Source organism: Ligilactobacillus sp. LYQ139 (assembly GCF_045033025.1).
Lineage (GTDB): Bacteria > Bacillota > Bacilli > Lactobacillales > Lactobacillaceae > Ligilactobacillus.
In genome coordinates this window covers 21,985-46,589 of record NZ_JBJFZW010000005.1, presented here as the reverse complement: position 1 = coordinate 46,589, position 24,605 = coordinate 21,985, and the positions used below count along the sequence as shown (strand labels likewise).

Genomic DNA, 24,605 nt, shown 5'->3' with positions numbered 1-24,605 from the left:
TCAGGACATGGAGTAAGATTAAGATTAGTTAGTTAATAAAGGATTTGAGGAATTATGACAGAGAAATATGCAGTGATTTTAGCAGCAGGTCAGGGAACCCGAATGAAGTCGAAGTTATATAAGGTCCTCCACCCCGTTTGTGGGAGGGCAATGGTTGATCACGTATTAACTCAACTGGAGCAGGTTGGAATTGACCAGATTGTGACTATTGTTGGTCACGGTGCGGATCAGGTTAAGCGCCTTCTTGGTGAGCGAACCACCTATGCTTTGCAGGCGGAACAGCTTGGAACGGGGCACGCCGTGATGCAAGCGGAGGATGTTTTGGGTCCCAAGGATGGCGTTACCCTCGTAACGTGTGGTGATACCCCATTATTTACCGCGACGACGTTTAAACAGTTGTTTGCTTACCACGAGCAACAAGGAGCGGCAGCCACGGTTTTAACGGCGCATACGGAACAACCGTTTGGCTATGGACGGATTATCCGGAATGCGGATGAAACGGTTGCCAAGATTGTTGAACAGAAGGACGCAACTTCAGAAGAAGCAGCTGTTCAGGAAATTAACACGGGTGTGTATTGCTTTGATAATAAGGAATTATTTGCCGCACTTCACCAGTTATCCAACGATAACGCGCAGGGTGAGTACTACCTCACGGATGTCATTGGTATCTTAAAACAGGCTGGTAAACAGGTCGACGCCTTCCAAATGGACGACTTCACGGAATCAATGGGCGTTAATGATCGGGTGGCGCTGGCAAACGCAACGCGGGTGATGCAGCAGCGAATTAACACCCACCACATGCAAAACGGGGTTACCATGATCGACCCAGCGACCACGTACATTGATGCGGATGTCCAGATTGGGAACGATACTGTAATTGAACCTGGGGTGGTGCTTAAAGGGAAGACAATCATTGGGAGTGATTGTGTGGTTGGCGCGCACTCCGAGATTCGGGATAGTGTCATTGAGAATGGCGTAACGGTAACGGCATCATTCCTTGAAAATGCGGTAATGCATAAGGATAGTAATATTGGACCGTACAGTCACCTCCGGCCAAAGGCAGAGATTGGTGAAGGGGTTCATATCGGAAACTTCTGCGAAATTAAGAACGCGCAGATTGGTCAAAACACCAAGGTGGGGCACCTTACCTATGTTGGGGATGCCACCCTGGGGAAAGAAATTAATATTGGATGTGGGACGGTCTTCGTTAACTACGATGGTGAAAACAAACACCATACGAATGTTGGCGATTATTCGTTCATCGGAAGCGGATCAAACATTATTGCACCGGTTGAAATTGGGGACCATGCATACGTTGCAGCGGGGTCAACGATAACGGATGACGTTGCGCCCCACGCCATGGGGATTGCTCGTGGTCGGCAAGTTAATAAGAAGGGATATTACGATCGTTATCCGGTGGCGGAAGCCGCAAAGAAAAATGCTGAAAAGTACGGTGAAAAGTAGGAATCTGCTTGCTTGAATGACGGTGCATGAATTAGAATTAACCATAGATTTAAACATATGGAGGCTACCATGTCGGGACATAATTCAGACTCAAAGATTAAGCTGTTTGCGTTGAATTCTAATAAGCCGTTAGCACAGAAGATTGCTGACGCCATGGGGATTCCGCTGGGGAAGACGTCGGTTGACCGGTTTAGTGACGGAGAAATTCGGATTAACATTGAGGAAAGTGTCCGGGGGGACGAGATTTTTATCGTCCAGTCAACGTCGGCGCCGGTGAACGATAACCTGATGGAACTGTTGATCATGATTGATGCTTTGCGGCGGGCTAGTGCGGCAACGATTAATGTTGTAATTCCGTATTATGGTTATGCCCGGCAGGATCGGAAAGTGCGCTCCCGGGAGCCAATTACCGCTAAGTTGGTGGCTGATATGATTGAAAAGGCAGGGGCTAACCGGGTGATTGCGCTTGACCTCCACGCTGCTCAAATTCAGGGCTTCTTTGATATACCGGTTGACCACCTGATGGGGGCGCCGCTGTTAGCAGATTACTTTTTAACTAATAATTTAGATAAAGATGCAGTGGTTGTTTCTCCTGATCATGGGGGTGTTTCCCGAGCCCGGAAACTTGCTGAATTTCTCAAAGCGCCAATTGCAATTATTGATAAACGGCGGCCGCGGGCAAACGTAGCAGAAGTGATGAACATCATTGGTTCCGTTAAGGGCAAGCGGTGCATTTTAATCGATGATATGATTGATACGGCGGGGACTATTACGCTTGCGTCCCAAGCATTAATGGATGCAGGTGCCACCGATGTGTATGCCTGCGCAACACATCCGGTCTTATCCGGGCCGGCAATTGAACGGATTGAGAATTCACCGATTAAGCAGTTGGTTGTGACTGATTCCATTCAACTGCCAGAAGAAAAGCAGATTGATAAGTTAATCCAGGTTTCGGTTGGCCCACTTATTGGGGATGCCATCAGCCGGATCCATGAAAATGAATCAGTTAGCCCGTTGTTTAACACCCGGTTTGAGAGTGCTAAGCATTAATGAATCACCGGAGGTGCCAGTAAGCACCTCCTTTTTTGGAGGGATGAGGTGAAAACACCGGTAACAATTAGTCGGGTTCGTCCCCAGGATGCAAGGGTTTTGTACCACTTAATTAAGCAAAGTCGGGTCCAGTTGGAACGGTGGCTCCCTGCATTACGGGCAGTTACCACGCTCGCTGCGGCCCAGCAATTCGTTAGCCAGTACGTTGACGCTTGGCGCCAGAGAAGTGGTGTGGGGTATGTTATCCGGGTTAACGGGCAAGCCGTGGGAATGCTTACGCTGGAAAACATGTCCGCAATAACGGCGGATGTGGGGTACTGGTTGGAGAATGCGGCGTGGGGGAACGGCTATGTCATTGCAGCTTTGAGACAACTTTTTCCCCGGGTTCAGCAAGCAGGGTTAACCAGTTTGCAGTTAATTACCGCGGCTGATAACCTGCGAAGCCAACGTGTTGCCCAGCATACGGGATTTTACTTACGCCAGCAACTGGTTGGCGGGACCCACGGAGAAGTGAGAATGCTTCTTTACGAACGGCGGTTAGACTGAGTGGAAAGGTAATGAGCACAATAAAAAGGAGGATGGAATATAAATTCCAGCCTCCTTTTTAAATAACGCACTGCTATTCCCCGTGATAGGATGCACTCGAAACCCCATCAACATCACCGACAACCGTGTCGGTAATGCCGTCGGTGTGGCTAAACGTGAATTTAGGCCCGTCATACTCTGCGTCGAGGTCAATGCTGAGGTCGAGACCGTCAAAAAACCACGCGTCAAATGCCTCCACGTAATAGTGGATACCGTCAATCACCTGATCAAAAACCGGATCAACGGGTTCGTCACAACGTTGAAAGGCTTGTGAGAAACCCTGATGAACGTTGGTGTTACCGTAAACCTTACCGAACAGTTTGACGCCCCCTCCAGCAGGAACGTGAAGTTCGGTGCGGAACCATTCGCTGGCCGCAGGAGTAATTGTAAGTTTCATTGTTTTTCCTCCGTATAACCTTTCTTTTAATCTTACTATATTACGTTTTATCCGGGACTGCCACTCAAAAGATGAAACCGGTTTAATTTAAAGCATAAAATGGTTGCATTTCAGCGTTTGAATAGTTATAATTGGACTATACCAAAAAGGACTATACCAATTTGAAAGGGGCGAAACCATGAAAGTTATTCGGGTTGCAAATGAAAATGACGGGGGCAAGGAAGCCCTGAAGATCTTTGCAGCAGCACTCACAGACGGTGCCCGGACGTTCGGGTTAGCGACAGGGGGGACTCCTGAGACAACGTATAAGGAATTAGTTGCCAGTGACCTGGACTTTAGCCAGTGTACGTCGGTTAACCTGGACGAGTACGTTGGGCTAGGGCCGGACAACCCGCAAAGCTATCACTATTATATGCGAACGCATCTTTTTGACGCCAAGCCGTTTAAGGCTAATTATCTGCCCAATGGGTTAGCAACGGATCCGGATGCTGAGATCGTCCGGTACAATAAGGTGATTGCGGCGCATCCGGTTGACTTACAGCTTTTAGGGATTGGGCGAAACGGTCACATTGGGTTTAATGAACCGGGATCGCCGGTTGACGGGAAGGTCCGGAAGATTGAACTGACAAAGTCAACGATTGAAGCGAATGCCCGCTACTTTGATAACGAAACGGACGTGCCGCGGTACGCTTATTCGATGGGAATTGGGCAGATTATGGCAGCGAAGCAAATTTTGCTGGAGGCATTCGGTGAAAAAAAGGCAGCTGCTGTCGCGGCGATGGTTGCCGGCCCGGTGATACCAGAAGTTCCGGCAAGTATTTTGCAACGGCACCCAGACGTTACGGTGATTGTTGATGAAGCGGCTGCGGCTGAATTAAAGTAGGTTATTACAGGAAACGGAGCATTCTCCAAATCCATAACTAACAAAGTTTTCCGTTGACTGTTTAACTAAAATTAATAGTGGGTAGTCCCTGATAGGGGCTACCCACTATTGATTATGCTTATTTTTATTGTGGGCGTACTTTGGTTACTTCACCCGCACTAAATACTTGTCCGGTTGTAAGGACTAGTTGTCCTACGTTGTTAATGGTTTGGACGGTACCAGTAATCTTAGTTGTTCCCTGTTGGATGGTGATGGCCTTCCCGATTAAATCACACCGTTTACGGTATTCGTCCATGTACTTACCGGTAGTATAACTGTTTAGCATCCCCAACAAACCGTCGAGGTACGCGCCGATAAAGACGTTCCGGGAGACCCCTGCTTTTTTGGCGGCTTCTTCCAGGGTACCGACGCCCCTGCCGGCCACCTCAGGGGGAAAGGCGGCAGCGGGGGTGAGATAATTGATGCCCGTTCCGATAATTACCGCGCCAAGACCGCGGGTTTCAAAATCGGCAATTCCCTCTGTTAGAATACCAGCAACCTTTTGGCCGTTAACGTTGACATCGTTAACCCACTTAATTGTTGGTTCAACGCCTAGAAGGCGACTAATTGTTTGACTTAGGACAACGGCCGTACTGGTCGTAAGAAGCCCCGGGTTAAGAGAATTCGTTAGGTGCGGCAGAAGAAGCGTAATGTAGATGCCCGTTCCTGCGGGGGAAAAAAACGTTCGCCCCTGCCGGCCATATCCTGCGGTTTGGGTATCCGCAATAATGGCAATGGGGGTGGTGGGGTGTTTTGTACTGAGCTCCTTTGCTTTCGCGTTTGTCGATGGGAGAGTTGCGGCAACCTCGATTGATAGGGGGGTGGTGGAATGCATTGCCCGCTGGATTAGGGGGACGGCTAGTTTGCCATTATCGGCTAAGTGATAGCCTCGTTTTCCCCCACTTTCAATGACATAGCCGTCATCGCGGAGGGTATTAATTCCCTTCCATACCGCAGTGCGTGAGCAGTTTAACTGGTCAGCAATGGTTTGCCCCGAGATAAACCCATCCGTGGTCGCAAGTAACTGAAGAATTTGATGATAACTTTCCATGAGAACCCCTCCCTGTTACAAACATTATAGGAAAGGAAAGAATTGGGTTCAATATGGGATTAGACCTTTCCAAGTTATGCGGATAATGGTATTTTGTGAAAGTAACGGTGGCGCTGAGAAGTGACCGGGCGAACCTTGAACACCCTAAGTTCCTTAAGGCGTTCGCCGCTCCAGCAGACGCCCGGTGATAACGAACCGGAACATTTTATGAAAGCTGGGATTTGATGAAGTTAAGACGACGAACATTAATTGAAATTATGGTGATTATCCTGAGCGGATTAGCCCTTTTTCTTTTTAGTACGCACGATGATTTTATGTATCACCAAACAATTGGTGAAGTTATCGCGGTAAAGGACGGGAAGGCAGTCCGGCAGACCGACGAGTACAAAAATGTCGACTACCAAACCCGGCAACGACTTACGGTGGTACAAACAAATGGGCGTCACCGGGGACGCCGGATCATCATTCATAACACGTTTTCGCGGTCAGGCGCGCTTGATCAGGATTTCCATCGGGGACAGCATATTTTTCTGACGAATATTCGGCGGGTTCACGGAACGTATTACGCGACGGCTTCGCGGTTTAAGCGTGACACGGCACTGTTAATGCTAGCGTGGTTGGTGGTTGTCCTTTTATATCTTGTGATGCACGCCCATGGATTGCGTACGTTATTAAGCGTAGCGGTTAACTTTATTTTGTTTTTATTTTTTGTTCGGCTAGATGTGAACCTAAACTTAACCCATTTTTTCTGGCTGTTTGCATTGAGTGCGCTTCTTTTTACGGGATTAACGCTGTGCTTGGTAATTGGGATTAACCGCCAATGTTTGGTAACGTTTCTGGCGATTGTTACCGGGACCACGTTGGCATTCGTAATCGGAATCGGGACACTCCAGTTTACGCATAACGCAGGGGTGCACTATGAAGCGTTGGGGTATGCTACCCAATCACCACAGGAACTGTTTTTATCGGCGACCGTGATTGGGCTCTTAGGGGCGGTCATGGATGCCGCAACCGATATTGTTTCAACCCTGTTTGAAATGCACCGGGCGGACCCGGACATTTCCCGGTTGCAACTGTTCAAGTCGGGGCAGGAAGTCGGACGGTCGATTTTAGGCCCGTTGATTAACGTTTTGCTCCTGATCTTTTTTGCGGAGACAATTGCGGTGGCCGTTCTTTACTTTAGAACGGGGAACCCAATTGGGTATACGTTCCAGTGGACGATGGAACTGGGGATTATTCAAGCCCTAATTAGTGGGATTGGGATTGCGCTTGTAATTCCGTCGGCCAGCTGTTTGGCAGCGGTTGTGTTAGGAAAGAAGGGACGGTTAAATGGCATCAATTAGTGCGTTAACGGTTGTGATGGCGGTGTTGATGTGCCTTGTTGGCGGGAAACGAGGAATTGCTGCTTTTGGCAGCGTTGCCCTCAATTTTGTGCTAATGTTTATTGCGATTATTTTGATTTCAGCTGGGTTTGCCCCGATTTGGGTGGCATTATTTGTTGGGATTGCAATCTTGGCGATTACGATTTATCTGGGAAATAACGATGAACAAACGGCGCGGATTGCCTTTATTGCAACCCTCATTGTACTGTGCGCCATGATTATCTTGATCGTTCCATTGGACCATTTTGCCCAGATTAAGGGGTTTGGTAACGAGCAAACGGATGAAATTGAGCAGTTTAACCTCCTTGTGGGGGCAAATTTTGAGGCCATTACGATTGCAACAACGATGCTTAGCACCCTTGGCGCAATTTCAGAGGCCGCAATTGCCATTGCAAGCGGGTTGCGGGAAGTGATTGAACAAAACCCAGGAATTAGTGTGGCAGCTGTACGGCGGAGTGGTCGGAATATCGGGTTCCAAATTATGGGGATGACGTTTAACACGTTGTTTTTTGGGATGTTTGGGGGCGACTTGGCCCTGTTTGTTCTGTTGTATAAGTTAAAGGCAACGTTTGGTTATTATTTAAATTCTAAGATTTTTGTCGCGGAAAGTATGATGGTGTTATATTCGGCTATTGCGGTTATCCTGGTGATTTGGATTACGACACAGATGATGGCCGGAAAGGTTAAACGGGAAACCCGGAGAAGAGAGAACTTATCCAAGTGAATGAAGGCCAACGATTTTCACTATATAATGGGTTGGTGTGCGGCGGTTTTAATTATTAGTGGTGCTGGCAAGTTATTAGGATGGAGAGAAATCCCTGGGGCAGGTTGCTTGGGTTTGGGGGTTAGTCCTCTTAGTTGGAGCGGTTTTGATAATTGTTGCATTAATTTTAAAATAAAGAGGGAAGCGACCTGTAAATTGGGCTGCTTTTTAGTTTGCTAGCGACCTTCTTAAGAAGAATTGATAAAAAGCTTGCAACGGTTTGGGTGAGATGGCTAGAAAAAGGGTGAGAGCCGTTTATGCTGATATGACAGCGTAAACGGGACTGGTAACGGTGCGATTTAATAAAATAGAAAAAGCGGCGGAAAACTGCTATGATTTCGGTCATTGATGGGAAGCGTGATGTAAGTTACGGTTCTTTTTTAATGGCTAGGTGCGTCTTTTCATCCGGTTGAAAATCATCTATAATTTAGTCAAAAATAGTCAGACAAGGGGGTGACTTTGATGCAGAGCAGAAACGTTTCTGATATTATTGAGCGGTACTTAAAGGAAATTTTGGCAGAAAGTCGGCAGGTCGAAATTAAGCGTTCAGAAGTTGCTGAGCGTTTTGACGTCGTCCCGTCACAGATTAACTATGTAATTAAAACCCGGTTTACTGTTCAGGATGGATACCTGGTTGAAAGCAAGCGGGGCGGAGGTGGTTACATTCGAATTGAAAAAGTCGACCTGGTGAATGACACTCAAATTATTGATCAGTTGATTGAGATGGTGGGCGACCGGTTAAGCTCAGTGGATGCGCTTCACATCGTCCAGACGTTGTACGAGAATAAGTTGCTGTCACGGAAGGAAGGAAACCTTTTGTTAACGGTAATGGGACACGATGCGTTAAATGTAGGTGACCGAATGGTTGAGGCAGCGGTGCGGGCCCGGATGATGATTGCCCTGCTTAACCGGCTGCGGTGTGTGGACTAAGGGTGAGGTGGTAATTGGATGATAGTTAAGTATACAAAGAGTGCTCAACAAGCCTTGAAGATGGCGGAAACCCAGACGCGGCGGTGTCATCATGATACTGTAGCTACTCCTCACCTCCTATTGGGGTTGTTAACCGAGGAAGATGGGGTTGCAGGACTTGTTTTGCGGCAAGAGATTATTACACCTGCTGATGTGATTGAACAGCTTAGCGGGATGATTCGCTCGGGACAGCATTGGCGGCGGGCCCAGCACCCAGAATCCCCCCGTGTTCAAATAATCCAGAAACGGGCGCTAACGATGGCCCGATTATTAGACCGCGCAGAGGTTGATACTGGTTTGTTATTATTAGCGTTATTACAGAACGAACAAACCCTTGGCGTTCAGATTCTGGTGAACCTGGGAGTTAACGTTCGCCAGTTACGACGGCGGGTTTTAAAGCAGCTTGGAATGACGGAGACAGATTACCGGCGGCTACAAAAAAAACTCCACCAGGAGAATAAAGCAGCCCAACGTTCTGCCACCCCAACACTGGATAAGCTTGCAACCGACATGACGGCCCAAGCGCGTGCAGGAGAGTTAGACCCTGTTTTAGGCCGTGAGGCGGAAATTGACCGGTTGATTCAAGTTTTAAGCCGGCGCACAAAGAATAATCCAGTGCTCTTAGGAGATGCGGGGGTTGGTAAAACCGCGGTTGTGGAGGGCCTCGCTCAGCAGATTGTTGCGGGAAAGGTTCCGCCATCCCTATACTCGGTAAGGTTAATGGCCCTTGAGATGGGGGCGCTTGTTGCGGGGACAAAGTACCGGGGAGAATTTGAAGACCGATTAAAAGAGGTGCTGGCTGAGGTTAACCGGGATGGGCACGTTATACTTTTTGTTGACGAACTACATACCCTCGTTGGTGCTGGAGGCGCGGAAGGAGCAATTGATGCGGCGAATATCATGAAACCCGCTTTGGCTCGGGGCGCTGTTCAGGTAATCGGGGCAACTACCCAGGCAGAATTTCAAAAGTACGTTGCAGCGGATCCCGCCCTCGAACGGCGGTTTGCCCGGGTTCCGGTGGCGGCGCCAAGCGCGCAACAGGCAAGAATGATTTTACGGGGGTTGCGCCCCCGGTACGAACAGCATCACGGGGTAAGAATTAGTGATGCTGCCTTGGATGCAGCGGTTCGCCTTAGTGTGCGGTACCTCCCTGCCCGGCAGCTGCCGGACAAAGCGATTGATTTGATGGATGAGGCAGCAGCCCACGTTCAGCTCCGTGTTGCTCAACGTAAGAATCAGAATGATGGCCGGGATGATAAGAGCCAGCAGTTCCAAGGGGCACTTGAACAGGGGGATTTTTCCCGGGCAATGCAGCTAAGGAGAGCGTCTGGTCGTAGAAAACAGCCCCGGGTACATGGAACCGTTACGGCGGAAGATGTTGCGGCAGTAGTTGCGGCGTGGACGGGGATTCCAGTTACCCGAATTACCCGGAGTGAGCAGCAGCGTCTTGTGCACCTTGAACGGGAACTTCACCGGCAAGTAATTGGTCAGGATGAGGCGGTCAGTGCGGTTGTCCGGGCAATTCGGCGGGCCCGGAGTGGGATCAGTTCATCCAAGCGGCCTCTTGGTTCATTTATGTTTTTAGGACCGACGGGGGTGGGAAAAACAGAACTCGCAAAGGCGTTAGCGGCAAGTGTGTTTGGTGATGCGGCAAGTCTGATTCGGATCGATATGAGTGAATATATGGAACGGTTTAACGCAAGCCGGTTAGTTGGATCCCCGCCCGGATACGTTGGGTTTAATGAGGGAGGACAGCTAACCGAACAGGTTCGCCAACACCCGTATTCGGTGGTATTGTTTGATGAGGTTGAAAAGGCTCATCCGGACGTGTTTAACCTTTTGCTCCAGGTCTTGGATGACGGCTTTTTGACTGATTCAAAGGGCCGGAAAGTTGATTTTCGAAACACGATCATCATTATGACGTCAAACCTTGGTGCCACCACGCTGCGCGACGAAAAAAGCGTTGGGTTTGGCGCGGTTAACGCCGCTGATGATTACGATGCGATGGCGACTGCGGTGCATGCGGCGGTGAAACGCCATTTTCGTCCTGAATTTATTAATCGGGTTGATGACGTGCTTGTCTTTCATGCACTAACTAAACCACAGCTCCGGCAAATTGTGCGGTTGATGGTGAAACCATTGGCGGCGCGCCTTGACAATCAGAAAATTCGGCTTCAAATAACTCCGGCAGCCGTTGATGCGGTTGTGGATGCTGGTTATAAACCGGAGTACGGGGCACGGCCATTGCGGCGTGCCTTGCAGCGGTTGATTGGGGACCGGTTGAGTACTGCAATTTTAGCAGGAACGGTAACTGCAGGAATGACGGTGACCGTTGGTGCCCGGCGGGGGCAAATTACGGTAACGCCTAAGTAAGGATACCGTTGACTTATTAGTAGATTCAAGGTAGAATACGTAGTTGAAAAAACTGTGAATTTAGCAACTCAGTGTGATCTATTGTCCATGCTGGGTTATGAAGAAGCAAAAATAGTGATGGCGGGATGGACCGTTTGAAACTGTTTTTGGTTTTTTTTTGCTACAAAAGCCCTGGTAAGGGTGATTTTTGGAGATTTGTAACAAAAATGTAATATTGCTAAATTTGCGGAATCTTAATGAGGGGTGAACAGCTTGGCAGGACACTTGGTAAAATACGGCAAGCACCGTGTACGGAGAAGTTACTCCCGAATCAAGGAAGTTTTGGATCTCCCGAATTTGATCGAAATTCAGACGAATTCGTACAATTGGTTCCTCGATGAAGGGTTACGCGAAATGTTCGAAGACATCATGCCAATTGAAGATTTCGCCGGGAACCTATCGCTTGAATTTGTTGATTACCAGTTATTGGAACCAAAGTATACGGTGGAGGAAGCGCGGCAGCACGATGCTAATTACTCGGCGCCGTTACACGTTACCTTACGCCTAATTAATAAGGAAACTGGCGAGATTAAGTCCCAGGATGTTTTCTTTGGGGACTTTCCGCTGATGACCAAGCAAGGAACGTTTATTATCAATGGGGCTGAACGGGTAATTGTTTCCCAGCTGGTTCGTTCTCCAGGGGTGTACTACAACTCTGAAGTTGATAAGAACGGCCGGACAAGTTACGGGACGACCGTAATTCCTAACCGGGGTGCCTGGCTTGAATACGAAACGGATACCAAGGATATCGGGTATGTGCGGATTGACCGGACGAGGAAACTCCCAATTACCGAGCTGATTCGGGCCTTGGGGTATGGCTCTGATAGTGAAATCATTGAGATGCTCGGAGAAACTGACAGCTTAATGTTGACGCTGGAAAAGGATATCCATAAGAACACGGAAGATTCCCGGGTAGAGGAATCACTAAAGGACATTTACGAGCGGTTACGGCCGGGGGAACCGAAGACGGCGGACTCAGCACGGAGCTTGCTGACAGCCCGGTTCTTTGACCCAAAGCGCTATGATTTGGCAGCTGTTGGTCGTTATAAGATGAATATGAAGCTTGATTTAAAGCGGCGGCTGTTAAACAAGCGGGTTGCCGAAACGTTAGCAGACCCGGATACGGGTGAAATTCTTGTTAAGAAGGGCGATTTGCTGGATAAGCGGGTAATGGATAAGTTGGCACCGTACCTGAAACGGGACGACTTCAAGATGGTTACGTTCCATCCGGCTAAAGATGGTGTTGTTCAAGAGCCGATGAAACTCCAGATTATTAAGGTCTACTCTGAGCAAAATCCAGAGCAAGAATTAAACATGATTGGTAACGGAAACGTTGACTTGAACTACAAGCACATTACGCCAGCTGATGTTGTGGCATCCATTAATTACTTCTTTAATTTGCAGGAAGGGATTGGGACGACGGATGACATTGACCACTTAGGGAACCGGCGGATTCGTTCCGTGGGTGAACTGCTCCAAAACCAGTTTCGGATTGGGCTTTCCCGGATGGAACGGGTTGTTCGTGAACGGATGTCCATTCAGGATACCGCTACGGTAACGCCCCAGCAATTAATTAACATTCGGCCGGTGGTCGCTTCAATCAAGGAATTCTTTGGGAGCTCCCAGTTATCCCAGTTCATGGACCAAACGAATCCGCTTGGCGAATTAACGCATAAGCGGCGGTTATCAGCCCTTGGACCGGGCGGGTTGACGCGTGACCGGGCTGGATACGAAGTCCGGGACGTGCACTACACGCACTACGGCCGGATGTGTCCGATTGAAACACCTGAAGGGCCAAACATTGGTTTGATTAACAGCTTGTCAACCTACGCGCGGGTCAATAAGTACGGATTCATTGAAACACCATACCGCCGCGTTTCATGGGATACTCATAAGGTTACAGACAAGATTGACTACCTGACAGCTGACGAGGAAGATAACTACGTTGTTGCTCAGGCTAACTCACCGTTAAACGACGACGGTTCCTTTAAGGACAAGGTGGTTATGGCCCGGCATAAGGATGATAACGTTGAAATTTCCGTGGATAAAGTTGACTACATGGACGTGTCACCGAAGCAGGTTGTTGCCGTTGCAACGGCATGTATTCCATTCCTGGAAAACGATGACTCTAATCGGGCCCTAATGGGGGCTAACATGCAGCGGCAGGCTGTGCCTTTAATTGAGCCGCACGCTCCGCTTGTTGGAACGGGGATTGAATACAAGGCAGCGCACGACTCTGGAGTAGCCTTACTATGTAAAAATGCTGGGACGGTTGAGTACGTGGATGCGAAGGAAATTCGTGTTCGGCGTGAGGATGGGTCCCTGGACACGTACAAGTTAATGAAGTTCCGCCGGTCAAACGGAGGAAAGAACTACAACCAGACCCCGATTGTCCGTGTGGGTGAAAAGGTCGACGCTGATGAAGTGTTAGCAGACGGGCCAGCAATGGATCAGGGTGAATTAGCGCTGGGGCAAAACCCGCTGATTGCGTTCATGACTTGGGACGGGTACAACTTCGAAGATGCCATTGCTATTAACGAACGGCTGGTCAAGGAAGACGTGTACACGTCAATTCACATCGAAGAACACGAAAGTGAAGCACGGGATACTAAACTTGGGCCGGAAGAAATTACGCGTGAAATTCCAAACGTTGGGGAGGATGCCTTAAAGGACCTCGATGAATTTGGAATTGTCCGGATTGGAGCGGAAGTGCACGATGGTGATATTCTGGTCGGAAAGGTGACGCCAAAGGGAATGACAGAACTATCCGCTGAAGAGCGGTTACTGCACGCTATCTTTGGTGAAAAGGTTCGGGAAGTTCGGGATACTTCCCTGCGGGTTCCTCACGGTGGTGGCGGAATCGTCCAGGATGTTAAGATTTTCACCCGGGAAAACGGCGATGAACTTTCACCAGGTGTTAACATGATGGTTCGGGTTTACATCGCCCAGAAACGGAAGCTCCAAGTTGGTGATAAGATGGCTGGTCGGCACGGAAACAAAGGGACGGTCTCAATCGTAATCCCCGAAGAAGATATGCCGTTTATGCCTGACGGAACGCCGATTGACATCATGTTGTCACCAATGGGGGTTCCATCCCGGATGAATATCGGGCAGGTATTGGACTTACACCTTGGAATGGCTGCAAAGGAACTTGGTGTGCACGTGGCATCACCAGTCTTTGACGGAGCAACCGACGAAGACATGTGGGATGCGCTTCGGGAAGCTGGGTTACCGGACGACGGGAAGTCAGTCTTGTACGATGGCCGTACCGGGGAAGCATTTGATAACCGAATTGCTGTCGGGGTCATGTACTACATGAAACTTGCCCACATGGTTGAAGATAAGATTCATTCCCGGTCAATTGGACCGTACTCACTAGTTACCCAACAGCCACTTGGAGGAAAAGCTCAGTTTGGTGGCCAGCGGTTTGGTGAAATGGAAGTGTGGGCGCTGGAAGCTTACGGGGCTGCATACACCCTGCAAGAAATTCTAACGTACAAGTCAGATGACGTTGTGGGGCGTGTTAAGGCTTACGAGGCGATCGTTAAGGGCGAACCGATTCCACAGCCAGGAGTACCAGAATCTTTCCGGGTGCTTGTTAAGGAACTGCAAGCATTGGGACTAGATATGCAGGTTCTAGATCCTGATAAGAAGGAAATCGAACTGCGCGACATGGACGAAGAAGACGATAACATCGTTAACGTCGATGCACTGAGCCGGGTAGCCCGGGAACAGGCTGCAAAGAAGGCAAAGGAAGAAGCTGCAAAGAAGCAGGAGACCGAAGGAAACGGTGCTTCTGATGATGCGGCAACGGATAACGATGCAGAATAATGGATAACACAACGAAAGGGAGGTTGGTTCAGTGATCGATGTTAATAAATTCGATAGCATGCAGATTGGCTTAGCTTCCTCCGATAAGATCCGGAGTTGGTCTTACGGGGAAGTCAAGAAGCCTGAAACAATTAACTACCGGACGTTGAAGCCCGAAAAGGATGGGCTGTTTGACGAGCGGATTTTCGGGCCAACAAAGGACTGGGAATGTGCCTGTGGAAAGTACAAGGGTATCCGGTATAAGGGTGACGTTTGCAACCGGTGTGGGGTTGAAATCACGAACGCCAAGGTTCGGCGCGAACGGATGGGCCACATTGAGTTGGCTGCACCAGTAACTCATATTTGGTACTTTAAAGGGATTCCAAGCCGGATGGGACTTGTCCTGGATATGAGCCCCCGGGCACTGGAAGAAATTATCTACTTTGCGTCGTATGTAGTTACGGATCCGGGAGAAACACCGCTTGAAAAGAAACAGCTGCTAACCGAGCAGGAGTACCGGGAAAAACGGGAAGAGTTTGGCAGCGAGTTCCAGGCTAGCATGGGAGCGGAAGCAGTGCGGACATTGTTAGCCGACGTTGACCTGGAAAAGGAATGTGCCGAATTAAAGGATGAACTGCGTGAAGCAACGGGCCAGAAGCGGACCCGGGCAGTTCGCCGGTTAGATATCCTTGAAGCATTCCTGAAGTCGGGAAACCGGCCGGAGTGGATGGTAATGGATGCTATTCCAGTAATTCCGCCTGACTTACGACCGATGGTTCAGCTTGAAGGTGGGCGGTTTGCAACGTCTGACCTTAACGACCTGTACCGGCGGGTTATTAACCGGAATAACCGGTTAAAGAAATTGCTAGACCTAAACGCCCCGGGAATCATCGTCCAAAACGAAAAGCGGATGCTGCAAGAAGCCGTTGATGCCCTGATTGATAACGGGCGGCGTGGCCGGCCAGTTACCGGCCCGGGAAACCGGCCATTAAAGTCCCTTTCCCACATGTTAAAGGGAAAGCAGGGACGGTTCCGGCAGAACCTGCTAGGAAAGCGGGTTGATTACTCCGGTCGTTCCGTTATTGATGTTGGCCCAAGCCTGCGCTTAAACCAGATGGGAATTCCGCATGAAATGGCACTTGAATTATTCAAACCATTCTTGATGCACGAATTGGAAAAGCGGGATATGGCTTCTAACATTAAGAATGCCAAGCGGAAAATTGAACGGCAGGATGACGATATTTGGGATGTTCTAGAAGATGTCATCAAGGAACACCCTGTTCTGTTGAACCGGGCACCTACATTGCACCGGCTAGGAATTCAGGCCTTTGAACCAAAGCTGGTTGATGGAAAGGCTATGCGGCTGCACCCGCTGGTATGTGAGGCTTACAATGCCGACTTTGATGGGGATCAAATGGCGATCCACGTTCCGCTGTCAGCGGAAGCTCAGGCAGAGGCCCGGCTGTTAATGCTGGCTGCTCATCATATTCTGGCACCTAAGGATGGGAAACCAATTATTTCGCCATCCCAGGATATGACGATTGGGAACTACTACATCACGACAGAAGAACGGGGTCGTGAGGGTGAAGGCATGATCTTTAAGGACGTTAACGAAGTTCGGTTAGCCTATCAAAATAACTACGTCCACCTGCACACGCGGATTGGATTGGAGACCGCTTCACTCGCTAAGCAAGGAAAGCCGTTTACTGCCTGGCAGAAGGAACGGATCATGGTAACGACGGCCGGGAAGGCAATCTTTAACGAGATTTTGCCAACCGATTTTCCGTACCTTAACGAGCCAACAGACGATAATCTGTACGGACAGGTTCCGGACAAGTACTTCCTTGAACCAGGGCAAGATATCATGGATTACATGAACAAGACGGACATTGTTCCACCATTTAAGTCTGGGTTCTTGTCGGATATCATTGCTGCCGTTTACAAGAAGTTCAAGGTGACAGAAACGTCCGAACTGCTGGACCGGATGAAGGATCTTGGGTATTTTGAATCAACAAAATCTGGATTAACCGTTGGGTTCATCGACGTAACGGAAGTTCCTGAAAAGCCAGAAATTGTGGCGGAAGCGCGGCAGAAGGTTGCAATGGTAGCTAAACAGTTCCGGCGGGGGCTTATTACGGATGACGAACGGTATAATCAGGTCATTTCAATTTGGAACGATGCTAAGGATCAGATCCAGCAGCGGCTGGTTGAAGATATTGACCCGTCTAATCCAATCCAGATGATGTCAGATTCTGGAGCGCGGGGAAACATTTCCAACTTCACGCAACTGTCTGGGATGCGTGGTTTGATGGCTGCCCCGAACGGGAAGACAATGGAGCTGCCAGTTATCTCAAACTTCCGGGAAGGATTATCCGTGATGGAAATGTTTATTTCCTCTCACGGAGCCCGGAAAGGAATGACGGACACCGCATTGAAGACGGCTAACTCTGGGTATCTGACCCGGCGGTTAGTTGATGTGGCCCAGGACGTGATTGTTCGCGAGGAGGATTGTGGCACCGACCGCGGACTGATTGTTACGGATATCCGGGACGACAACGGCGAAATCGTGGAACCACTGTACGATCGAATTCTTGGGCGGTACACGATGAAATCCATTCATGACCCAGAATCAGGCGAAACGCTTGTTCCGGCCGGTCACTTAATGGACGAAGATGACGCGCAGCGTGTCGTTGATGCGGGAATTAAGCGTGTCACGATTCGGTCAGCATTTACTTGCAATACTCGGCATGGGGTATGTAAGAAGTGCTATGGCCGGAACATGGCAACTGGGGATGCCGTTGAAGTGGGTGAAGCCGTCGGAACGGTGGCTGCCCAGTCAATTGGTGAACCAGGGACGCAATTGACGATGCGGAACTTCCACCAAGGTGGGGTTGCCGGAGACGATATCACCCAAGGGTTACCGCGTGTCGAAGAAATCTTTGAAGCCCGGAACCCGAAAGGACGGGCAATCATTACTGAGGTTACAGGGGTAATTGACGCAATTGAGGAGAATCCGGCCGAACGGACAAAGACAATCACCGTTAAGGGTGAGACGGATACGCGGACGTATGACCTCCCGTTCACTTCTGTCTTAAAGGTCGCTGAGGGTGATGAAGTTCACCGGGGTGACCCATTAACGGTTGGTTCGATTGACCCGAAAGAACTGATTCAGGTTCGTGACACCCTTTCAACCGAAAAGTATATTTTGGCCGAAATTCAGAAGGTTTACCGGATGCAAGGGGTGGACATCGCCGATAAGCACGTTGAGGTTATGGCCCGGAAGATGTTGCGCAAGGTTCGTGTCATGGATCCGGGTGAAACTGATATGCTGCCGGGGACGCTACTTGATATCGGTGACTTTACCGATAATAACGAGCAGGCTTTGTATGCCGGTAAGACACCAGCAACGGCCCGTCCAGTCCTTCTTGGAATTACTAAGGCGTCATTGGAAACCAACAGTTTCTTATCCGCTGCATCATTCCAGGAAACAACCCGGGTACTGACGGATGCTGCTATTCGGGGCAAGAACGATCCGCTAGTTGGTTTGAAGGAAAACGTCATTATCGGGAAGCTGATTCCAGCCGGAACGGGGATGCCGAAGTACCGCAACATCGAGCCGGAAACGCCCGATGCAATTGCAACGGACAGCGTATACTCGATTTCCGACGTCGAAAGTCAGCTTAAGATGAACGATGATAATCAACCCGATTCCGTTAATTAGAACGAAATAAGGGGATAAAAAAGAGGAGCCAGGATTCCGTTATGGGAGCTGGCTCCTCTTTGTTTACCGTAAAGTTATTCACTTAGTAACGTAGACGTATAACCCGTTGGGGGAGAAGGCAACCTGGTAGTGGACGCCGTGGTTGGTAATCGTCTTAAGAGTTGTTTGTTGTTCTTTTTGGTGATCAGTGGCCCGTTTAAATGCCCGGAGAACTTGTTTACCATTCGCCCCGCATGCTTGACTAAGGGCCATAAAGGCGGTTCCAAATTGCCGGGCAGCCTGCTTATTTTTGAGATTGCGGAGGGGGATAATCATGGTTACGCCCATCAACTGGTTCTCTTGCATGTTCCCTCGCAGGGTGTAACTGGCCGTTTTAACTAAGGGATGGATGCCCTGGCGGTATGCGGGAAGCTGGGATGCACGGGCCTTTTGACGGGCTTGATTAAGGTTTTTTTGAGCCTGCTGTGTTTGCTGTAGAAGCTGTGGATTGTTTTGGGCCGCCTGGGGATTGTGTTTTAGCTGGGGAGTTGCCTGTAGTTGGTGTTGCTGTTCTGACGATAGTTGTGCCATTGTAATAATCTGGTTGTATCGCCGGGCAAACTGGCGGTAGTTTCCTAGTGGCTTAGCGGCCTTAACCGTTACCTTGTGTTGTGAGGTGTTAGGTGCACTTAGGGTAACGGTTTGTTGGTGCGTAGTTGGTGCTATTGAAACGACAAACGAATTATTGTGGATGGTAGCTGTGTGTATCGTTTCACTTCCAATCCGGTATTTGATGGTTTTGCCAGCAGCATGGCCCTTAATGGTCGCGACCATACCCGTTTGTTGGTACGTTCTTGCCGTAGTTGTAATCCGCGACTGGCAACCGGCAACAAGGCCGCTGAGGCTAAGAATCGTTGCGATGGTGATTAAGCGTTTATTCATGCTAACCCTCCTTCGTCCATTGTTACGTTCCCCTCAAATTGAGAATTATACAGGTCGGCGTAGAACCCATTTTGCGCTAAGAGCGTGTTGTGTGTTCCGGTTTCAACAATTTGACCGTGGTTCATCACGATAATTTGATCCGCACTTTGAATCGTAGATAGCCGGTGTGCAATTACAAAACTGGTTCGATTTTTTAAGAGCCGATTCATGGCATGTTGAATCTGCAGTTCAGTTCTAGTGTCAACACTGGAGGTGGCCTCATCAAGAATTAAAATTTCCGGATCGGCTACAAAGGCCCGGGCAATGGTTAGGAGTTGGCGTTGGCCCTGGGAAATGTTGGCTGAGCCTTCCGTTAGGACCGTTTGGTAGCCATCAGGTAGTTGACGGATAAACGCATCAGCGGAGGCTGCCTTGGCCGCGGCATAAATTTCCTCGTCGCGAGCCTCTTCCCGGCCGTATTTTAGGTTATCCCAAATGGTTCCGGTAAACAGCCAGGTATCTTGAAGCACCATTGCAAAGTGGGAACGCACCTTTTCCCGGCTCATTGTGCGGGTGTCTTGTCCGTTTAACCGAATGACCCCGTCAGTCACGTCGTAGAACCGTTCGAGGAGGTTGATGATGGTGGTCTTTCCCGCTCCGGTTGGGCCCACAATAGCCGTCATTTGTCCTGGTTTAACCGTTAGGTTGTAGTCGGTCATTAGTTCCGTAGCATTCGGATAGTGGAACCGGACGTGTTGGAATTCAATAATCCCAGCGGGCTCCTTTTCTGGGGGCATGGTGGTCGTTGGCTCTTTCATGTCCGGTTCATCGAGTACCCCAAAGACCCGCTCAGCCGACGCAATTGTCAGCTGAATGGTGTTAGCTAAGTTGGCCAGCTGCATAATTGGCTGCGAGAAGTTGGTCGAGTATTGCAGCATTGCTTGGACGTTCCCCAGTGAAATTTGGCCATGGGTGACCTCAATTCCCCCGACGATTGCCACTACCACGTAGCTAAGGTTGCTAACAAACCGCATTAGTGGCTGCATGATGCCTGAAAAGAGCTGGGCCTTCCATGATGCCTGGTAAACCTGCTCGTTTTCTCGTTCAAACCGGGTAATTACGTCCTCTTCACGGGCAAACGCCTGCACGACTTCCTGGGCGGCGTAGTTTTCTTCAATCTGGTTATTTAATAATCCCAGGTGATTTTGCTGAGCAGTAAAGTTCTTTTGTGATTGGGGGGCGATAATTCCTACCAGAATAGTGCTTACCGGAATGGCCAGGATAATTAAAAGGGTCAATTGCCAACTGATGGTCAGCATTAGCCAGAATGTTCCCACCAACTGGACAATGGCTGTTACTAACTGAGTGAGGGTTTGTTGGAGGGTTGATGAAATGTTATCCAGGTCGTTGATGGCGGTACTAATGATGTCCCCGTTATTGTGGTCGTCGTAGTAATGGACCGGCACGGTCATCATCTTATGTTTCATTTGTTTACGCATCTGGTAAACGGAGTGTTGGGCGAGCACGTTCATAATTAGGCGTTGCCCAAACGAAAGAATTGCTGCGATAGCGTATAGGCTTAGGACAATTAGAAGGATGTGCTCGATCCGGGTAAAATCAATTGGCCAGTGCTTCATAGGAATTCCCGCCTTTTGCATCGCAGTTCCCTGCATAACTCCCTTAAAGATGGTTGTGGTGGCTTCTCCGAGGATCTTTGGTGTTTGAATCTGACAAACTTGACCAATTACCGCCAGGACGAGCACGATGGCGATGGTAAACAACCGGTTTTTCATGTAAATCAAAAGGCGTCCCGTTGTTTTCCAGAAGTTTTTGGGTTTTTGGACCTTACTGCGAACACTTTTCGTCACGGTGATCATCCTCCTTTCTTAATTGCGAGTAAACAATGTCCTGGTAAACGGTGTTGGTTGCCAAGAGTTCCTGGTGGGTTCCTCGGCCAATCATTTTTCCGTGATCCAACACGATGATTGGAGCGGCATCCGCTACGGTTGCAATTCGCTGACCGACGATGACGACCACGCGGTTCTTCATTCGTGGATCATGTTTAAGGGCGGCCCGCAAGCGGGCATCGGTTTGGAAGTCTAGTGCGGAAAATGAATCATCAAAAACGTAGATACTGGCGTCTTTCACCAGTGCCCGGGCAATCGCTAACCGTTGCCGTTGCCCTCCGGAGAAGTTAGCGCCTTCCTGGTCAACGGTAGCGTCAAGTTGGTCCGGCAAGGAGCGCACAAAGTCAGCTGCCTGCGCAATGGTTAAAGCGTGCCAGATTTCTTCATCCGTTGCATCTTTATTTCCCCACAACATGTTGCTTCTAATTGTTCCGCTAAAAAGGGTCGCTTTTTGGGGGACTAGAGCAACTTGATTGCGAAGCTCGTGGAGGCTAATCGCTTGAACGGGGACCCCGTTGACCCGAATAGCACCAGCAGTTGGAGCGTAAAAACGCGGGATAAGGTTGACCAGGGAGGTTTTTCCTGAACCGGTACTTCCAATTACGGCTACCGTATCCCCGGCATAAGCGGAGAAGGTGATTCCGCTCAAAGCAGGAGCACTGCCGCCCGGGTAAGTAAACTGCACGGCGGTAAATTCCAGGGAGGCAACCTTATCTCTGATTGACGTTGGGTGCTGTGGATTAACAATTGAGCTAGTTGTGTCTAAAACGGCGTTTAGCCGTTTGGCAGAGGCTTGAGCGCGGGGAACGAGAACAAACACCATTGCAAGCCACATGAAGCTAATTAAAATCTGGGTAGCGTAAGCGATGAACGCCATCATGTTTCCGACCATCGTTGCTTGCACCGCAATGAGGCGGCTCCCCCAGTACGTGATAAGAACGTTGGTCGAACTCATAATGAGGGTTGCAATGGGGAGCATCAATGCAGTAATGCTGTATACTTTCACGGCATTTTGCGTATAATCCCGGTTAGCGTTGTCAAACCGTTCTTGTTCAAACTGGTCCTGGCGGAACGCCCGGATAACGCGCACCCCCGTTAAGCCTTCCCGGAAGACCCGGTTAACGGCGTCGAGTTTGTGTTGCATGGCCGCAAAAAGCGGGCTGGCAAAGTACACGATGATGCCGACTAGCAGGGCGAGGGCTGGAAGGACAATGATAAAGATTAGTGTTAGGGTGGGACTCTTAGCGTAGGCTAGGATGCTAGCACAGATTAACATTAACGGGGCCATCATCATTAGTCGCAGGAACATTAAGACGACGTTTTGAATCTGCATAATGTCGTTTGTTGTTCGGGTGATTAGGGATGACGTGCCGAAGTGTTCCCGTTCAGCACGGGAAGAGGTGATGACTTTTCGGAAAACAGCGCTTCGTAATCGTTGCCCGAGCTTTTGGGAACCTTGGGCAGAGAAAAAAGCGTTGGCCGCCGCCGCTCCCACACTGATTAGGGAGAAGAAGAGCATGATTATCCCAATGCGAACGATGGCATGTAAGTTCCCCCTGGCAATCCCGTTGTTGACGATGTTAGCCGTTAATGTTGGTAAATATAATAGGGTAATGACTTGGATCAGCATAAAGATAAATGACCCTACGATGGCTTTCTTGGGGAGCCGATTACGAATGAGCTTAATCATATGAATCCCTCCGTTTCACAACGCCGTTTTCTAGCCAGGATATTAACGTGTTGAATTGGTCAAGGGTTTGCTGGCGGGGATGTTTTTCCCCGCGGTAACTTGCCATGATATATAAGCGGATCCCAAAGAAAATGGAGGCGAATAGCTCCTGTTGAAGTAGGGAAAGTTGATCAGCGGTAATCGCTAGGTGGTCAAGAGCGACGTTTTGTGTGGTGAGAATTGGTTTCTTGGCTAGGTGTCCCTTTTTTTGGCTGGGTTGCATTTGGTGATCGCGAAAGGTAATAAAGGTGTTTTGCCAGAAACGGTAGTACTGCGGGGATGTAATGTCGTCAAGAATAATGGGGAAGAGTTGCCGAATAGCGGCAAAGGGGTTCCCATGGTTTTCAATCTGGAAATTACGCCACTGGTTAATCCATGATGTGCGAAATTGGCCGATGATGTAGTGGTGCAAATCAAACTTATCCGCGAAGTACTGGTAAAAGCTTCCCCGGGGAATTTTCGCTTGTTTGATAATGTGGCTGATAGTTGCGTCGCTAACAGGAACACGGGAAAATTCTTGAATAGCCGCGTCAATTAAGCGGTGGCGTTTCTTCTGGGGAAGGTTTAAGAATGTTTGGGTTGGCATAAGCTCCTCCTTTAACGCTAACGTGTATTGTCGTATGACAATATGTCATACGACACAATGTCATGTTAACGCTCGGCTGAGGCGCATGTCAATTATTATCGTTGCGTTTTTCTTTAAAATAAGTTAGGATGGATTCTGATGCGATGAGTCGAGGTGGTCAGCGCTGCGGCGCACCGACCACACGTACTTGCAGGCTTCCGTACCACCGGATTGTGGGGAAGGGAATGACCGTTGTGGAGCGGTTATTCCGCTGTCTTTTAAGATGGTTCTGCGCGGGGAGCTTTTGAGCTCCTTTTTTTTGTTAATAATTGTTTGGGTTTAGGATTAAATATGCTATGATTGGCCTACGTTCATTTCATAGTTAATTCCAAGGAGGTAGCTACGATGAAATGGTTATTCATCATCATTATTGTGTTGGCCGTTATTTTGATTGGCGGCTACATCGTTTTATATAACGGTCTTCAGCGGGCTAAGGTGTATACCGAAGAGGCGTGGAGCCAGATTGATGTTCAACTTCAGCGGCGAAACGATCTAATTCCTAATTTAGTTAACACGGTTAAGGGATATGCTAAGCACGAAAAGAGTACCTTTGAACAGGTTGTTCAGTTACGGAACCAGTTAGTCAACGTTCCGGCAGGTGACCATCAGCAAAAGATGGAACTCTCTAATCAGATTACTGATAGCTTAAAGTCGATCTTTGCGTTGTCAGAAAATTATCCTGATTTAAAAGCCAGCGCAGAATTTTCCCAGTTACAGGAAGAATTAAGTAATACAGAAAATAAAATTGCGTACTCCCGGCAACTCTTTAATAACCAAGCAGCTAATTTTAACCAGAAATTAGTTATGTTTCCAACGAATATCATTGCGCGGCTGAGTGGCTTAACTAAAGTTGACTACTTGCAGGCGCCGGCTGAGGCTCAGCAGGTTCCGGAAGTTAAGTTCTAGGTGGTGATGGGC

17 protein-coding genes are annotated in these 24,605 nt (G+C 49.1%); 11 read left to right on the top strand and 6 right to left on the bottom strand.

The features are described from left to right. Positions 1 to 54: 54 nt before the first annotated feature. The 3 genes from glmU (at position 55) to ACI3E1_RS05445 (ending at position 3,060) form a co-directional block, all read left to right on the top strand. Entirely contained in the window at positions 55 to 1,464 is a 1,410-nt protein-coding gene (glmU, locus tag ACI3E1_RS05455) for a bifunctional UDP-N-acetylglucosamine diphosphorylase/glucosamine-1-phosphate N-acetyltransferase GlmU (protein WP_405024649.1), read from the top strand. A gap of 69 nt (positions 1,465 to 1,533) precedes the next feature. Further along, positions 1,534 to 2,514: a ribose-phosphate diphosphokinase gene (locus ACI3E1_RS05450; RefSeq protein ID WP_405024648.1), complete on the top strand. Its 981-nt coding sequence runs from the start codon at positions 1,534 to 1,536 to the stop codon at positions 2,512 to 2,514. A gap of 48 nt (positions 2,515 to 2,562) precedes the next feature. Continuing rightward, positions 2,563 to 3,060 (top strand): GNAT family N-acetyltransferase, encoded by a 498-nt coding sequence (locus tag ACI3E1_RS05445; protein WP_405024647.1) that lies wholly within the window; start codon positions 2,563 to 2,565, stop codon positions 3,058 to 3,060. Positions 3,061 to 3,133: 73 nt separating this feature from the next. On the opposite strand, the gene ACI3E1_RS05440 is transcribed toward ACI3E1_RS05445, so the two are convergent. Continuing rightward, positions 3,134 to 3,496, bottom strand: coding sequence for a HesB/YadR/YfhF family protein (locus ACI3E1_RS05440; protein ID WP_283582503.1), 363 nt, complete (start codon positions 3,494 to 3,496; stop codon positions 3,134 to 3,136). Positions 3,497 to 3,674: 178 nt separating this feature from the next. Between ACI3E1_RS05440 and ACI3E1_RS05435 the strand changes: the two genes are divergently transcribed. Then, on the top strand, positions 3,675 to 4,379 hold the full coding sequence (locus ACI3E1_RS05435; RefSeq protein ID WP_405024646.1) for a glucosamine-6-phosphate deaminase: 705 nt from the start codon (positions 3,675 to 3,677) through the stop codon (positions 4,377 to 4,379). A 124-nt stretch (positions 4,380 to 4,503) separates the two neighbouring features. On the opposite strand, the gene ACI3E1_RS05430 is transcribed toward ACI3E1_RS05435, so the two are convergent. After that, a complete protein-coding gene (locus tag ACI3E1_RS05430) occupies positions 4,504 to 5,469 on the bottom strand; it encodes a biotin--[acetyl-CoA-carboxylase] ligase (protein ID WP_405024645.1) in 966 nt (321 codons plus the stop codon). Between the two features lie 224 nt (positions 5,470 to 5,693). On the opposite strand from ACI3E1_RS05430, the gene ACI3E1_RS05425 reads away from it, so the two are divergent. The 6 genes from ACI3E1_RS05425 to rpoC all read left to right on the top strand — a co-directional run bounded on the left by ACI3E1_RS05425 (position 5,694) and on the right by rpoC (position 18,526). Then, entirely contained in the window at positions 5,694 to 6,812 is a 1,119-nt protein-coding gene (locus ACI3E1_RS05425; RefSeq protein WP_405024644.1) for a YibE/F family protein, read from the top strand. Continuing rightward, a complete protein-coding gene (locus ACI3E1_RS05420) occupies positions 6,799 to 7,575 on the top strand; it encodes a YibE/F family protein (RefSeq protein WP_405024643.1) in 777 nt (258 codons plus the stop codon). The genes ACI3E1_RS05425 and ACI3E1_RS05420 overlap by 14 nt, the downstream gene beginning before the upstream one ends. Before the next feature lie 501 nt (positions 7,576 to 8,076). Further along, on the top strand, positions 8,077 to 8,544 hold the full coding sequence (locus ACI3E1_RS05415; RefSeq protein WP_405024642.1) for a CtsR family transcriptional regulator: 468 nt from the start codon (positions 8,077 to 8,079) through the stop codon (positions 8,542 to 8,544). An 18-nt stretch (positions 8,545 to 8,562) separates the two neighbouring features. Then, positions 8,563 to 10,956, top strand: a complete 2,394-nt coding sequence (locus ACI3E1_RS05410; protein WP_405024641.1) for an ATP-dependent Clp protease ATP-binding subunit — start codon at positions 8,563 to 8,565, stop codon at positions 10,954 to 10,956. A gap of 243 nt (positions 10,957 to 11,199) precedes the next feature. After that, entirely contained in the window at positions 11,200 to 14,826 is a 3,627-nt protein-coding gene (locus ACI3E1_RS05405) for a DNA-directed RNA polymerase subunit beta (protein WP_405024640.1), read from the top strand. 31 nt (positions 14,827 to 14,857) lie between these two features. Further along, positions 14,858 to 18,526, top strand: coding sequence for a DNA-directed RNA polymerase subunit beta' (gene rpoC, locus ACI3E1_RS05400; RefSeq protein WP_405024639.1), 3,669 nt, complete (start codon positions 14,858 to 14,860; stop codon positions 18,524 to 18,526). Positions 18,527 to 18,604: 78 nt separating this feature from the next. On the opposite strand, the gene ACI3E1_RS05395 is transcribed toward rpoC, so the two are convergent. The 4 genes from ACI3E1_RS05395 to ACI3E1_RS05380 are packed head-to-tail and all read right to left on the bottom strand — an operon-like array spanning position 18,605 to position 23,648. Next, entirely contained in the window at positions 18,605 to 19,447 is an 843-nt protein-coding gene (locus ACI3E1_RS05395; protein ID WP_405024638.1) for a hypothetical protein, read from the bottom strand. Then, complete coding sequence (locus ACI3E1_RS05390) at positions 19,444 to 21,294, bottom strand: ABC transporter ATP-binding protein (protein ID WP_405024637.1); 1,851 nt, start codon at positions 21,292 to 21,294, stop codon at positions 19,444 to 19,446. Before ACI3E1_RS05390 ends, ACI3E1_RS05395 begins: the two co-directional genes overlap by 4 nt. After that, a complete protein-coding gene (locus tag ACI3E1_RS05385; RefSeq protein WP_405024636.1) occupies positions 21,272 to 23,023 on the bottom strand; it encodes an ABC transporter ATP-binding protein in 1,752 nt (583 codons plus the stop codon). Before ACI3E1_RS05385 ends, ACI3E1_RS05390 begins: the two co-directional genes overlap by 23 nt. Further along, on the bottom strand, positions 23,016 to 23,648 hold the full coding sequence (locus ACI3E1_RS05380; RefSeq protein WP_405024635.1) for a TetR family transcriptional regulator: 633 nt from the start codon (positions 23,646 to 23,648) through the stop codon (positions 23,016 to 23,018). Before ACI3E1_RS05380 ends, ACI3E1_RS05385 begins: the two co-directional genes overlap by 8 nt. Before the next feature lie 384 nt (positions 23,649 to 24,032). Between ACI3E1_RS05380 and ACI3E1_RS05375 the strand changes: the two genes are divergently transcribed. Beyond that, positions 24,033 to 24,593 carry a LemA family protein gene (locus ACI3E1_RS05375; RefSeq protein WP_405024634.1) on the top strand — a complete coding sequence of 187 codons (561 nt, stop codon included), beginning with the start codon at positions 24,033 to 24,035 and terminating at the stop codon, positions 24,591 to 24,593. The last annotated feature ends 12 nt before the right edge of the window (positions 24,594 to 24,605 follow it).